The organism is Chryseobacterium salviniae (assembly GCF_035819015.1).
Classification (GTDB): domain Bacteria; phylum Bacteroidota; class Bacteroidia; order Flavobacteriales; family Weeksellaceae; genus Chryseobacterium; species Chryseobacterium salviniae.
In genome coordinates this window covers 77142-92743 of the sequence record NZ_JAYLAA010000050.1, presented here as the reverse complement: position 1 = coordinate 92743, position 15602 = coordinate 77142, and the positions used below count along the sequence as shown (strand labels likewise).

Annotated in this window: 10 protein-coding genes; 9 read left to right on the top strand and 1 reads right to left on the bottom strand. The window is 35.7% G+C overall.

Annotation, left to right across the window (positions count from 1 at the left end; genetic code table 11):
* The first annotated feature begins 2 nt into the window (after positions 1-2).
* The 4 genes from fusA to SOP96_RS15620 all read left to right on the top strand — a co-directional run bounded on the left by fusA (position 3) and on the right by SOP96_RS15620 (position 4355).
* Positions 3-2120, top strand: a complete 2118-nt coding sequence (fusA, locus tag SOP96_RS15635; RefSeq protein WP_326321836.1) for an elongation factor G — start codon at positions 3-5, stop codon at positions 2118-2120.
* Between the two features lie 17 nt (positions 2121-2137).
* Positions 2138-2443, top strand: coding sequence for a 30S ribosomal protein S10 (gene rpsJ / locus SOP96_RS15630; protein ID WP_002661363.1), 306 nt, complete (start codon positions 2138-2140; stop codon positions 2441-2443).
* A 225-nt stretch (positions 2444-2668) separates the two neighbouring features.
* A complete protein-coding gene (locus SOP96_RS15625) occupies positions 2669-3508 on the top strand; it encodes a GLPGLI family protein (RefSeq protein WP_326321835.1) in 840 nt (279 codons plus the stop codon).
* 19 nt (positions 3509-3527) lie between these two features.
* Complete coding sequence (locus tag SOP96_RS15620) at positions 3528-4355, top strand: GLPGLI family protein (protein WP_326321834.1); 828 nt, start codon at positions 3528-3530, stop codon at positions 4353-4355.
* Between the two features lie 112 nt (positions 4356-4467).
* Here SOP96_RS15620 and SOP96_RS15615 read toward each other — a convergent pair whose 3' ends face one another.
* Positions 4468-4920 (bottom strand): helix-turn-helix domain-containing protein, encoded by a 453-nt coding sequence (locus SOP96_RS15615; RefSeq protein ID WP_326321833.1) that lies wholly within the window; start codon positions 4918-4920, stop codon positions 4468-4470.
* A gap of 784 nt (positions 4921-5704) precedes the next feature.
* Between SOP96_RS15615 and SOP96_RS15610 the strand changes: the two genes are divergently transcribed.
* The 5 genes from SOP96_RS15610 (at position 5705) to SOP96_RS15590 (ending at position 15567) form a co-directional block, all read left to right on the top strand.
* Positions 5705-7072, top strand: a complete 1368-nt coding sequence (locus SOP96_RS15610) for a hypothetical protein (protein ID WP_326321832.1) — start codon at positions 5705-5707, stop codon at positions 7070-7072.
* Positions 7073-7205: 133 nt separating this feature from the next.
* Complete coding sequence (locus SOP96_RS15605; protein WP_326321831.1) at positions 7206-12440, top strand: lamin tail domain-containing protein; 5235 nt, start codon at positions 7206-7208, stop codon at positions 12438-12440.
* Positions 12441-12636: 196 nt separating this feature from the next.
* Complete coding sequence (locus tag SOP96_RS15600) at positions 12637-13341, top strand: DUF4956 domain-containing protein (RefSeq protein ID WP_326321830.1); 705 nt, start codon at positions 12637-12639, stop codon at positions 13339-13341.
* A 1-nt stretch (position 13342) separates the two neighbouring features.
* Complete coding sequence (locus SOP96_RS15595; RefSeq protein WP_326321829.1) at positions 13343-14374, top strand: HlyD family secretion protein; 1032 nt, start codon at positions 13343-13345, stop codon at positions 14372-14374.
* 11 nt (positions 14375-14385) lie between these two features.
* Positions 14386-15567 (top strand): hypothetical protein, encoded by a 1182-nt coding sequence (locus tag SOP96_RS15590; protein WP_326321828.1) that lies wholly within the window; start codon positions 14386-14388, stop codon positions 15565-15567.
* Positions 15568-15602 lie beyond the last annotated feature (35 nt).

The following is a 15602-nucleotide window of genomic DNA, read 5'->3' as shown; positions in this document are numbered from 1 at the left end:
AAATGGGAAGAGATCTTAAATATACAAGAAATATTGGTATTGCTGCTCACATTGATGCAGGGAAAACTACCACTACAGAAAGAATTTTATTCTATACAGGTGTCAACCACAAAATTGGTGAAGTTCACGATGGTGCTTCTACAATGGACTGGATGGAGCAGGAAGCAGAAAGAGGTATTACCATCACTTCTGCTGCAACTACTTGTAACTGGAATTTCCCAACAGATCAGGGAAAAAAATTACCTGAAACAAAACCTTACCACTTCAACATCATCGATACACCGGGACACGTTGACTTCACCGTAGAAGTAAACAGATCTTTAAGAGTATTGGATGGTCTTGTATTCTTATTCTCTGCAGTAGATGGAGTAGAGCCTCAGTCTGAAACAAACTGGAGACTTGCTGACAACTACAAAGTGGCAAGAATGGGATTCGTAAACAAAATGGACAGACAAGGTGCTGACTTCTTGAACGTTGTAAAACAAGTAAAAGAAATGTTAGGATCCAACGCCGTTCCAATCGTTTTACCAATCGGTGCTGAAGAAGACTTCAAAGGAGTTGTAGACTTAATTAAAAACAGAGCGATCATCTGGGATGAAGCTGGACAAGGTGCTACTTATGAAGTAGTTCCGATTCCTGAAGACATGAAGGATGAGGTTCTTGAATATAGAGAGAAATTAGTAGAAGCCGTAGCTGATTATGATGAGACTTTGATGGAGAAATTCTTCGAAGATCCGGATTCAATTTCTGAAGAAGAAATCAACGAAGCATTAAGAAAAGCGACTATTGATCTTTCTATCATTCCTATGACTTGTGGTTCTTCTTTCAAAAACAAAGGAGTACAGTTCATGCTTGATGCTGTTTGTAAATATCTTCCTTCTCCATTGGATAAGGATAATATTGCAGGTACAGATCCAAGAACTGACGCTGAAATCGAAAGAAAGCCATCTGTAGATGAGCCATTCGCTGCATTAGCATTTAAGATTGCTACTGACCCGTTCGTAGGTAGATTAGCATTCTTCAGAGCATATTCAGGTAGATTGGATGCCGGTTCTTATGTTTTAAACACAAGATCAGGAAACAAGGAAAGAATTTCCAGAATCTATCAGATGCACGCAAACAAGCAAAATCCGGTTGAGTTTATCGAAGCTGGAGATATCGGTGCAGCTGTAGGATTTAAAGATATTAAAACAGGAGATACCTTATCTGATGAAAAGAACCCAATCGTTCTTGAATCAATGATTTTCCCGGATCCGGTAATCGGTATCGCTGTTGAGCCTAAAACTAAGGCTGACCAGGATAAAATGGGTAACGCTTTGGCTAAATTGGCTGAAGAAGATCCTACTTTCCAGGTTAAGACAGACGAGGCTTCAGGACAAACAATCATCTCCGGTATGGGTGAGCTTCACTTGGATATCATCGTAGACCGTATGAGAAGAGAATTCAAGGTAGAAGTTAACCAAGGACAGCCACAGGTAGAATACAAAGAAGCACTTACACAAACTGCCAACCACAGAGAGGTTTACAAAAAGCAATCAGGAGGTAGAGGTAAGTTCGCAGATATTGTGTTTACTATAGGTCCTGCAGACGAAGGAAAAACAGGCCTTGAATTCATCAACGAAATTAAAGGTGGTAACATTCCAAAAGAATTTATTCCTTCGGTTGAGAAAGGCTTCCGAGAAGCAATGAAGAACGGTCCTTTGGCTGGTTTTGAGGTTGAATCAATGAAAATCGTATTGAAAGACGGATCTTACCACCAGGTTGACTCGGATCAGCTATCTTTCGAATTAGCAGCTAAAATGGGATTCAAAGAATCTGGTAGAGCAGCTAAAGCAGTAATCATGGAACCCATCATGAAACTGGAAGTTGTAACTCCGGAAGAATATATGGGTGATATCGTAGGAGACCTTAACAGAAGAAGAGGTACTGTAAACGGTATGGACGATAGAAATAACGCTAAAGTTATCAAAGCTTTCGTTCCGCTATCCGAAATGTTCGGTTATGTAACTTCTCTTAGAACATTATCTTCAGGTAGAGCAACATCTTCTATGGAATTCGAAAGATATGAAGCTGCTCCAACAAACGTTGCTGAAGAAGTAATCGCTAAGGCTAAAGGTTAATATTAAATTAGATTAAAATGTCACAAAGAATCAGAATAAAACTTAAATCTTACGATTACAACCTGGTAGATAAATCTGCAGAGAAAATCGTAAAAACGGTAAAGGCTACCGGTGCTGTTGTAAACGGACCGATTCCATTGCCAACCAATAAGAGAATCTTCACTGTGTTGAGATCTCCGCACGTAAACAAAAAAGCAAGAGAACAGTTCCAGTTATCAGCTCACAAGAGATTGATGGATATCTACTCTTCTTCTTCTAAAACTGTTGATGCTCTAATGAAATTAGAACTGCCTTCAGGTGTAGATGTTGAAATTAAAGTGTGATAATTATCCCGGAAAATGGAAGTCTGATTGATAGAAGCTTTCCGGTTCTCACAATTGAGTTTCCAAACGCTGAGCACAGTCGAAGCGTGCTATGATAATAAATCCCTTTTCGAAAGAAGAGGGATTTTTTTATTTCATATAAACCAATTTAATAATAAAGTGTTAAAATTAGTATTATGTATTGCAAGGTTCTATTTTATATGTATATTTGTAAAAAATATTACTATGAATAAACTCCTTCATATTATCATATTATTTGCTGTTTCAGTAACTGCACAGACCCACCGTTTTGTCTATTATGTTGTTTACAGACCAGACTCCGCATCAACCGAAGTGCGGAAATCAAACTATTATCTTGATATCAATCCGGATGAAACATTTTATTATGAACGCCCTTTTTTTGTAAGCGATTCTATTGAAAAAGCTTCAGGATTAAGAACTTTCAGCGGGAAAGCTAACGATCTTATGAGTAAAAAAATTAAAACCAGGCAGTATACTCTTTACAGTATCCAGAGTTTTGATATTTACCAATTGAAAGATGATCCGAAAATCTCATGGAAAATTGAAAAGGAAACTAAAAGAACATCGTCCTTACAGCTACAGAAGGCGACGGCAAAATTTGGAGGAAGAAACTGGATCGCATGGTTTTCCAAAGATATTCCTTTTCAGGAAGGTCCCTACAAATTTCACGGATTGCCCGGACTGATCGTTGAAATTTACGATGATAAAGAGAATTATCATTTTTCGCTCAATAAATCTGAAAATTTTGTTGATACACAATTCATCAGTTTCTATAAAAATGCGAAAGCAAGAGGAGTAGAAATTCCTTATTCAAAATACCAGTCGATGCTGTTGAGCTATTATCATGATCCTATAAAATTTATCAACAGCGGGCAGATTGCAATTAATGAGGATAATAAATTGGCACTGGAGGATGGAAGAATAATTTACAAGCCGGAAGAACTTCGACAGTACGCCATTGAAAAGCAACAACGTATCAAAAAATATAATAATCCTATCGAACTTGATAAAGCGGTTCGCTATCCTGAAATAAAAAATAATTAGCAAAATATAAACTATTACTATGAAAAAATTTCTCCTTGCAATGATAATGTTCAGCTTATCACTGAGTGCACAAACGCACAGATTTATTTATGAATATCATTTTAAAACAGATTCCTCATCAACGGAAAAAAGAAAAGTAAGCATGGTGCTGGATGTAAATCCGGAAGACGTGAAATTCTATAACTATGATTTTGTAGTCGCTGATTCGATCAATAAAACAAGAGGTGAAAATAACGTGGTTTGGGACGATACTCCTGCGATCACGAGAAAGAAAAATTCGAATATAAACACAAATTACATTATGATTCAGAATATGTTCGTTGTCGAAACCAATGATAAAATAAACTGGAATCTTGCCGATGAAACAAAAATGATCGGAGGTTATAAGCTCCAGAAAGCCACAGCGAAATACGGAGGCAGAAACTGGACTGCATGGTTTACTAAAGAGATCAGCCTTCATGAGGGACCTTACAAATTCAAAGGTTTGCCGGGAATGATCTTTGAGATTTACGATGAAAAAGACAACTTCAAATTTTCATTGGTAAAAAGCTACAAGCTTCCCAAAACCTATGAAACACTGGGAATTCTTGAAAACTTTGGAGGACAGAAGCCCATCAAAATCCCGGAATCCAGGCTTAAGAAAATGATGTTGGATTATTATAATGATCCATTGCACACCTTTAAGGAACACTATAAAAATAACACCAATCCCGGCGCTCGTTTTATGGTGATGGGAATTGAAGTAAAAAGTCCTGAACAATTCAAAGAACTTTCTGAAATGATGCAGAAAAACATTAAGAAAAACAACAATCCCATAGAGCTTGATAAAGCAATACACTATAACTAATTTCATTACCAATTAACTTAACCTAACTCCGCTATTTCGGCGGAGTTTTTATTTCCAGCCTAAAAAAGATTTAGCTGCATATTATCAAATCTGAAAAGATGTATTAACCATTTTATTCTGGAATATTTCCGACTGCATCTTTATTTTTTTGTGCGATATATTCAGAAGGAGTGATATTCTCTATTTGTTTGAATACCTTATTAAAAGTAGATTGATATTTAAAACCTGCACTGGTATATATATACATGAGCGTATATTTATTGCTGTCAATGTCATTTAGGTCTTGCTTTACCTGATTGATTCTGTACTTATTGATAAATGTTTTAAAATTCATATTTGTATTCATATTAATGGCACGTGATATATAAGTGCTGTTGCTGTTCAGCTCAGTTGCGAGCTGTTGTATACTAAAATCAGGATCTTTGAAAGGGTTGTTTTTTTCTAAATACGCCTTAATTTCAGCAAATAATTCATTATACTTATTATTTTCCTCATCTGCTGAAAACGCTATGCTTGATGGTTTTTTTTCAGATTCGAAATTCTTTTTATCAGCTTCTGCTACCATTGTACACTGTCGGCTATTCCTGAAAATTTTCTCATTAAAATAAATGATAAAACAGACCAGATAGAATATACTTGTAAAAGTAAATACAGTAAAATAGGTAATAAATTGCTGATCCGCTATTTTTAGATGATAATATTGATGAAAAGGTATAATAAAAACCAAAATAGTCATTGCTAAAATATAAATGCCCCATTTTATAGCAGCGTTGTATGAGAAGAGGTTTATTACTCCCAAAGGTATAAGAATATACCACATGAAAATTATCGATTCAACTTTCCAAAGTAATATAACAAATATAGTAATGAAAATAGAGATGAAAATTAAATAAAGATTGGTAAATGGCTTAATAACTGTAAAACTAAAATTGTAAAAGTAAATTAAAAGTAAAACATGAATGATAATGCCAATACTGTTGATTATAAATAGAAGCATTAAATCGAATACCCAATATATGATCTCGAAAACAATAAATATAAATATTAAAGAGTACAGAAATTGTATTAAGAATTTTTTACGAACTGAATTTTCATTTTGGACAAGATAAGGCACTTGCGGTTTTGTGATAATTTGATCTGACATTTGTGTTGTTTGATTAAGGGATGCAAAGTTAAAAAAACTTTTGAGGATAAGTGATTTTATAAAATATTTATTTATGTTATTGGTATTCAATGAATTAATTTTATTTGCTAAATAATTGAATCCTTATGAGTATTCACTTAAATTGCAATAATTTGCTTTAGATTTTACACTTATATTTGCGCTTTCTTTAAAAAATAAAACCATTATGATCGAAAAAAAATTATTAATTGTGGCTATGGCATTAGCCATGTCCTCAGCAAATGCACAGGTAGGCGTTAACACAGTAACTCCAAATCCAAAATCTGCCCTCGATGTAGTTTCTAAAAACAGGAATACCGGCACCCTATTAACACGTCTTAGCTCCACAGATAGAGATAATATTGCTCCGGGAGCTTCAGAAAACGGGTTAACAATTTTCAATACAACAACCAATTGTTATGATATATGGGTATGGGACACCACAAATGCTAAAGGCGACTGGAAAAGTCTATGCGGCCAGGAGCAGGGGAATATAGATTTTACAGACTGTAGTCTTATTTCTGTATCAGGAGCATATGATATCAACAAACCGATATCTCAGCAAAATATTTATATTAACATACCTGTAAGAGTTACAAAATTGGGAGTTTACAGCTATACGGCTACGGTAAACGGGATCACATTTATTGCCTCAGGAAGTTTTACAAGCCTTGGAAACCAAAATGTTATCTTATATCCAAGCAGTGGTACACCGGGTGCTGTAGGAACGTACAATGCAACGGTTACGATAAAGCCTACAATTACTGATGCAAATGGAATCATCTGTACCAATGTGGCTGTAAGATTTCTTACCAGATCAACATCCAAATTAGTAGTTGTAAATATTAACGGAAGCAATGAGGAAACCGGCTTAATCACAGGCTGCAATCATAGTTCCGGTAACGCCGGCGGAAAAATAGGTAGTTGGCTTACCGGCGGAGCTGCCCCAGCAGGAGGATCGGTTGGTTCTGCATTATCATATGCCGGTACGCAGAGTATTGAGGTGAAATGTGTAAGCCCTACTTCAGCAATTGCGGTAAGTGATGCTCTGGTTAATGCTTCCATTGTATATCTTAACGGACGCAATAGTGGTGAATATAACAGTGGTACTGTATCATTGATAAAAGACTGGGTAAATTCAGGAAGAGGGATTTTAATTGATCAGGGTGACGAAATCAATGAACTTCAATTTTCTGAAGCATTAGGGTATTTTGTTGAAGCAGATGCTAGTGGTACAGCAACCGTTATTCCTTCTAACTTAAGCCAGGTTTTGGTAGCTCCAACAGGATATACCCTTCCTTATACGACCCCTACTGCTGTTCCAAGACAAGCATCTAATCAGGCTTTTATTGCAACTAACGTAGCAGGTACAGTGAAATATGGTGTAAGGACTAGTGATAGTTCCAGAAACCTTATGGTTGCCAATATAGACAATAATTCCGGAGTTTTTATTTTTGGAGATAAATATGGGGATAATAGTGATGTGGCAACTGCCCAGCTTTTTACCAATGTTTTCGCATGGGCACTGCATAATGTTCAGGTATATGGGAACTAAACAGCTTACCTAAAAACACAAATATTTATATACAAAAAAATGGAATAGCATTGCTGTTCCTCAATAAAGGAGAAAATCAAATTTCTCCTTTATTCCCTTACTAAGTTATTTAAAGATGAGAAAAAAAATTAGTATGTTGTTATTCATATGCTGCAATATTTTTGTTTTAGCCCAAAATCAGGCTAAAACTGAAATAAGCAGTCAGAATAATGATGTAGAAGTTAGTCAGAACAATACAGCCAACTTCACAAGTTCAGATTTAGAATTGCATGGCAAAGACGGAGCAAGCTCTCAGGAAACCTTTTTACGTTTCGAAGGAGTTACGCTTCCTTCTGATGCTATTATCAACAATGCCTATATTGTATTTTATGGAGATGAGGCAAGTAATTCCGGTACTATCATTAATATTAAAGGAGAAATCGGAAGCTCACTTCCTTATCCTGCCTCCACAGGTATTAATATTAAATCCAGAATCTATACTTCTTCATCAGTAAACTGGACAACCACTACCTGTGTTGTAAATCAACAATATAATTCACCGGAACTGAAGGCTTTATTGCAGCAAATGTTTCCTTTGGGAATTATTAATGCAAATATCGCTTTCCGCCTTACAGGAAATGAGCAGGGATCTTTTACCGTAAAATCTTTTTCGGCGCCTGCAGGATATCGCCCGACGCTGGTTATTGACTATTGGTCGGCAACAGGGTCTGCAAGTGTAGTGATATCCGGTGGAAATAATGATGCGGAGCAGATACTTACCAGTGGCGATATGTATTTAGATAGTGGTGTTTTGGAATTGGGAGGAAAAACAGGACCTTTTCCCCAAATAACAGCGCTCCGTTTTGATAACGTACAAATACCAGCCAATGCACAAATTGTCAATGCTTATATTGAGCTGTATTCTTATGGAAGCAATGCCGCTAATGCCGAGCTGAAGTTTAGGACAGAATTGGGAAATTCATTGGCATACAATACGACCAGGCAAAATATTACCTCAAGAAAATACTCTCAAAGACAGGTAAACTGGGGGATAACAAACTCATGGAATGTCGCCAATACAAAGCAAACATCACCCAATCTAAAAGAAATCATAGACGAAAACCGTTTGGCAGGATGGCAATCTGGTCAAAGCATGGCATTTTTGATAGAAGGAAATGGAGGGATTGCCAATGCATGGTCTGCCAATGGATCTGCAAACTACCGACCTTGTTTGGTTGTTGAATTTTTAAATAACAATCAGGGACCAAGCGTGGGAGCAATGCCTGCACAAGGAAAGATAACAAGATATACCGCACTTACTAATAATGATGCGACACAATATCTTGCATTGGGAAGTGTTGATGCTAATTTGGGCGTAGTATCGTTAAGCGGGGGTACTCTTTCAGTTCCACAAACAAATACGATAAAATTCGATGGTATTGATATACCCACAAATGCGAAAATTACCGATGCTTATATTGAATTTTCTTCCTATGGAACTACCAATACTTTCGGTTCCAAAATAAAAATCAATACAGAAATCGGGAATCCGTCGGTTTATACCAACACTGCAAATCAGGTAACCGGAAGAAATTATTCTGCCAATCAGGTTGTATTTTCTGCTGCTAATTTAAGCTTTCCTACTCAGCATGAACAAAAATTCAGAACTCCGAATTTACGTTTGATTATTGATGAAAACAGATCGAAAGGATGGCAGCCGGGACAAAGTCTTGCATTTAAATTTGAATCCCTGCCGGAGTCTACGTCTCCATTGAATGTTTTCTCAAGAAACGGGAACGAACTTCTACAGCCCCGCCTGGTTATTGAATATACAAATAACGTAATAGTTGGCTCTACAGCGAATCCTATTCAGATTGATGATGAAGAAACGATGTATTACGTAGCTAATTCCGACAATGATGCCGCAGAGAATATTTCAACAGGAAATGTAAACTTAAATGGGCTTCTTAGCTTTAATACAGGAGCAAACGCAGAAATCAATACCGTGAAATTTGATAATGTTTGTATTCCTGAAGGTGCAAAAGTAGTAAGTGCATGGATTGAATTTTATAAATACGGGAATTCCACGACTCCTGTAAAAATTAAGATTTCATCAGAATTAAGAGATGCAAAGGTTTATACAGCAGTAAGAAATTCAATTACAAACAGAGATTATACTACTATTCAACAAGAATGGAATGCTGTGAGTGAAAACAATGCTTTCAATCAGCCTGTTTATAAAACGCCTAATTTGAAAAATATTATTCACCAGAATATTTTAGATGGATGGAAATCAGGACAAGATTTAGCTTTTAAATTTGAAACAGTAGAAGGCTCGATGATTACCCATTCCAGAAATTCAAGTGAATTTTTACAGCCTAAATTGAAGATTGCTTTAGCTGGTACCACAGAACCGCTTACAATAGAAGGTATAGAGCAAAATCCTGCCAACATGACACAACTGTATATTAATGAAGTGTCTTCTCAGGGAACTTTGAGCCAGGAAGAAGACTGGATTGAGCTTTATAATAATCATAATTACCCCGTGTACTTTAATAATGAAAACAGTGGCGTTTACATTTCAAATAAAAATGGAAACAAAACACTTCACGAACTTAAAAATTTATGTATTCCGGCTAAAGGATTTTTAGTAATGTCTGCAGACGAATCACCGGAAGCCGGAGACGGGCATTTGAATTTAAAGTTAAAAAATTCCGGAGAGAAATTATACTTATCAAGAAAAGTTAACGGAACAGTTATTCAGCAGGATTATGTAGACTTTCCGGAAATGTCGTTTAATGAAAGTTATGGAAGGATGCAGGACGGTTCAGGTGCTTTTGCAAGTTTTATTAAAGACTCCTATAATAAGACCAATCAGCTTTCAAAACTTAATCTGATAACAGGAATCAGCCATAAACGAGGAGTTTATCCCACAGGCTTTAACCTTTCCATCACGGCACCTTCGGGTTCTACAATTAGGTACACTGTAAATGGGGTTTTCCCGTCCGAAACAATCGGGACTGTTTATACAGGGCCAATTCCCATCAACAAAAATTCGGTAGTGAAATATTATGCGTATGATGCGAATGGTAATAATTCCGGAGTTATCTCAAATTCTTACTTTTTATCCGATGGGTTTGCCAGTGAAACAGGGTGGGAATACAAAAATAATATTACAGCGTCTGAATATGCACAGAGCTTATCCCAGATACCAATTGTGTCCCTGTCGATAAACAATTCCCTGACGAGCAGTATTTATCAGCGAAGTTCTTTTGAATATATAGACAATAATATTAATTCTAATAACAAAACCTTTTACAGTAATTCAGGGGTTACAATATTTGGTCAGGAAAGCTCTGGCTATGGGCCTAACCCGGGAATTAAGGTTAAATTTAGTAAAGAATGGAATGTAAAGAAGGCGGAATATAATTTTTTTGAAGCGATTCCGGGAGATCTTTATCCGCCATCCAATAAGTTTAATTCTATCCAGTTAAAAGAAGGGCAGGACGGGCCGTCAAGAAATGTATTTGGGTTAGGATATTCGCGTTTCAGTGAGAAGATATTTATGAATACCCAGAAGCAGATGGGCAAGTTTGCGTTGAATACAAAGTTTGTACATCTGTATGTAAACGGTCTTTACAAAGGGATTAAAACCATTCGCGATGATTTCTCAAGACAAAATATGGAAGAATATTTTGGAGATGACGGCGAAAACTACACCAGTGTTAATATGCAGGATGGCTTATGGTCTTTTGGTGTAGTATACTCAGGAGAAGGAGATCCTCAAAAATGGAATGAAGTGAGAAATGCAGCAGCTTCAAAAAACTTCCAGCTTTTCAAGCAAAAAGTAGATGTGGATGATTATATCAAGTTTATGCTGATGTATATGATGGGAGATACAGAGAACGAAGCTATCGCAATAGGACATAATGAGGCGCCTAATTTTACAAAATTCAGATTCATGATCAATGATACGGATGGAGGATTTTTTAAACAAAATTCGGTAAATGGAGGAACATACACTACAAAGTGGAATAATTATGGGTATGGACTGCACGGCCCGGGAACATTGTTTTCTCCTTTTATTGGAAACAATGGAAATCTTGAGTTTAAAACATTGGTAAAAGACCAGGTTCTTATGCAGATGCAGACAGACGGGGCCCCGCTTACAGCTGCTTCTTTACAGGCAAAAGTGCAAAGTGCTGCACAGGAACTGGATTTAATTTATAAAGTGGATGCTGCGTGGTTGGCCTTTAGCAGCAACACGTATAACTTATGGAAACAAAGCAATACAAGAATTATCAATGAAATGCCGGAACGGGTAAATTATAACATCGCAAAATGGCTTTCAAACGGGCTTGCCCACACGCTATCCAAAACAACCATTAACTGTGCAGCAGACATTATTGATGAAACACCTGTAACCATTACAAATCCAAATTCAGGGACACAGGTATATTACACCATTAACGGAACCGATCCTATGGGCAATGATGGCGTTGTTTCTCCGGATGCAAAATTATACAATACCGGATTTTTGCTTCCTGTAGGAAATTATACCATAGTTTCAAGAGCATTTACCACGAACAATTGGGGACCTATCACATATCAGGCTGTGAAAGTTACAAAAGCAGCTGCAAGTAAACTGGTGATTTCAGGAATTAACTACAGACCTCAGAATAATTCTGATGCGGAGTTCTTATTGTTGAGCAACGCAGGAAACAAACCTTTGGATTTAACGGGTTACACGATTTCAGATGCTATAAATTATATATTCCCTGCAGGAACCACTTTAGCACCAAATCAGACCATGATGCTGGTAAAAAACACTTCTCTGATTACAGGATTCAACAATCTTCCGAAATATCAGTGGACCAGTGGAAGTCTTAATAACGACGGAGAAACAATAACATTCAAGGATGCAACGGGAAGTGTAGCAGATGTGGTTACTTACAGTAAAAATTCACCATGGCCTACTCAGGCAAACGGACAGGGGTATTATCTGAAACTGATTAACAATGATCTTGATAATGCATTGCCACAAAGTTGGGAAGCGGTACTTATTAACAGTGATAACTCAACTGCTAAAACAACTGTTGAAGAACCTAAAGAAGAAAAGGAAAAAGAAAAGGATGATAAAATAGATATTGAGCCGAAAGCAAATGTTAAAGTATATCCAAACCCTGTTTCTTCAGAACTTCATATTGATATGCCTGTTGAGAATTCTGCAGTTTATATCTATAACTTATCAGGTAAGCTGGAATTCACTACCAGGTTAAAGCAAAAACAGAATATAGTTAATATATCTTATTTGCCGACAGCAATGTATATTATGAGGATCGTTGATGCTGATAATAAAGCAGAAACATTCAAGATTATCAAAAAATAAATTTAAATAAAACAAAAAAAGGCTATCTGGATAAAGGATAGTCTTTTATAATACGATTTTCTTGTAGGTATCACACAGATTAATCTTTTAGTTGAAAAGTATTGGAAAAGTGTCCAATACTTTTCTTTCTGCGTAAGAACTGCCTTAATAAAATCAAAGACTATTTTTCTTTAGAATTTTTTAAAAAACACAAATAATGTTAGAATTGTTAAAATCAAACAGCAGTGAGCCAAGCATAATGAATAATTTAATTATTATCATTTTAAGCTTTTGTTTATGCTCGTTAGTTGCTTTCACGTATGAGATCACAACACAAAAAAATCCGGATACCAATAAATTTATCCAGTCACTCATTTTTATAGGGGTGGTTTCTACTACAATAGTAATGGCCATTGGAGACAGCCTTGCCAGAGGATTGGGATTAATGGGAGCATTAGCCATGATACGGTTTCGTACAAACATAAGAAACCCAAGAAATATCGCTTTTATGTTTGCCATAATTATGATCGGGATTTCTTGTGGAGTATTTGGTGTTGTTATGGCAATTATCGGGACCGTTACATTTTGTATAATAGCTGTTATTTTTAAATATTCCCCTCTCAGTACTCTTAAAGTAGCCGAGTACCAATTGCAGTTTACCCAGAATAGTACTTTCCGGCAGGAAAAGGAGATTGCTCTTTTGTTGGAAACATATTGTAAATATAATGTATTGTTTGACTTTAAAACGCTAAAAGCAACAGGTGAAACCTCCAATGGTAATTCTTTCGAAAGATATTACTGGATTGAGCTTCGGAAAGAAAATGATATTATGGGATTGATGAAGGAGATTGAAGCTTTAGACGGAGTTGAAGATATAAAATTCAGGTTTATTAATGAAAACCAGAATCAAAACTATTTATAAGATGAAAATATTTAAAAATAATCTTGTATACATCATTGCCTTCTTCAGCATTTTTATCGTGACTTATTTTTTCGCAAATATTAATCAGGAAAATATTGTTTTTTACGGGGTGGCAAACAACAGAGAAACCGAGATAAAATGTGAGCAGAACATCCGGGTAGAAAAAATCCTGGTACAACAAGGGCAAAAAGTAAAGAAAGGAGATATTTTGCTTATCGTATCACAGGGAGAGCTGAAAAATGAACTTACCAATAATAAATTAAAGGCAAAAGAAAATACTCTTTTCAATATGCAGAATGTGCATAATTTAAGTTCGGAATTAAATTCATCCAATCTTACTTCAGACAACCAGCTTAAACAGATTGATCTTCAGATTCAGCAGTTAGAAACAGAAAAGCAAAATAAAATAAAGCTGATTGAACAATTTTCAAACGTTGATAAAAGCACATTAGATTTTTCGGAAATAGATAATCAAATCAATCTCTTACAGGAACAGAAAAAAGAAGTGCTGCAATCTGCCCGCATTAAAGAAAAACATTTAGGAATACAGATTAATCAGGTTCGGCAAATTAATAAAGTACAATCTTCAGCATTAAGAAATACAACCTATTTGCTGGAAAAAAAAGTGACGCAATTAGAAATATTGGCTCCTGAAGATGGAATCGTAGGAAATATCTTGTGCGAACAGGGAGAAAATGTACCCTCATTCCAGCTTTTACTCATGCTTTCGGAGCTTACCGCTTCCAGTGTACAGGGCTATATTTATGAAGATATTCCGTTGGATCCTAAAAAAGGAGATTTTTTTATCGTACAGTCTATACGTGATAACGAAAGATCATATCTGGGAAGAATAAATGAAATCGGCTCCAGACTGGTAGAAATACCGCCAAGACTAAGAAAGATACAGGAAGTAATTACGTACGGAAGGGATATTTCTATTGAAATTCCTAAGAATAACAAATTATTACAGAATGAAAAAGTAATGATCACTTTTGCAAAAAAGAAGAATGGTTTTTTCTCTTTAAAATTTTAGCATAAGGGAATATGAAATTTATTTTATATACCTTAATTTTTGTTGGGCTAATTTCAAAAGTCGGTGCTCAGGATTACACATATGCCGATCATCTGAAAACTTTTGTACAAGCCCCGAAGAGCTTTTTGGAATATTCATTTTCTTCCCCACTGATACAAAAAGTCTCTTTGAGTACGAAGACAGACCAGTTTGAGCTTGCTAAGCAGAGAACCTCCTTAAAAGCAAACTTTGCACCTCTCAAAGCCAGAAAATACGAAACTGAATATATAAAGTGGAAAGAGAAAAATTTCCAGCAAAATGCTGAAATTGCTGCTCACGAAAACCTTTATAATACAACAATCCTGTGGAGTAATATTTATTTTTCCAAGAATCAGTCAGAATTGTTGATGGGATTAATCGAGTCTTATAAAGAGAAAGAAAAACTCTTAACCAAAATTGTAGTTGCAGAGCCTACGAAAATTAAAAGTATTAATGAAACACAATTAAAAATATTAAATCTTGAAGTCGAAAAAGAGACGAAATTATACAATCTCGAAACTCAGAAAAAAGAGTTAGCGCTCAATCTCGATACCCGTAATAATATAGATTTTAAAAGCATAGAAAATTATATAGCCACTCAGGTTATTGAAGAAAATTTATCACAGCTGACAACCGAAAATAGTGTTTCCGGAAACATGCTGGCTGTTAAAAGCAAAATAGAATCCAATTCCTATGAGTATAATATAGAAAAAGCCAATCAGAAAAAAATCATAGATTACGTAGAATTGGGGCTGAATGATTTTGACTCGCCGGGCTTTAGAAGAGCTTACGTGGTGGGAATCGGATTTTTGTTTCCGGCAAGTAAGAAGAAAAATATAAAGTTGGCCGAACTGGAACTGGAAAATAATTACCTAAACCAGATTCTGTCGCTGGAAAAGCAGAAGTTCTCGGTAGAAACAGAAAATATCCTTTTAGAAACAAAAACCCAGCTGAAAATGTTTCGTTTATATGAGGATTTTCTGAATAAGCTGGAAAATAAATTAACAATAACAAAAGTAAATTCTCAGATGACAAACGAAATGCTTGAAATTGTACTGGACAATAAAATATTGTATGCCGAAAAAAAAATAGAACTTAACGAACTTCATCAAAAAATCGTGGAAAATTATATAAAATTATCACAGCTTACTTTGCAGAATCTTTTTGTAAAGTAAAGTTCGGCGGAGTTTTTGCTGCCTTTTTACTGAAA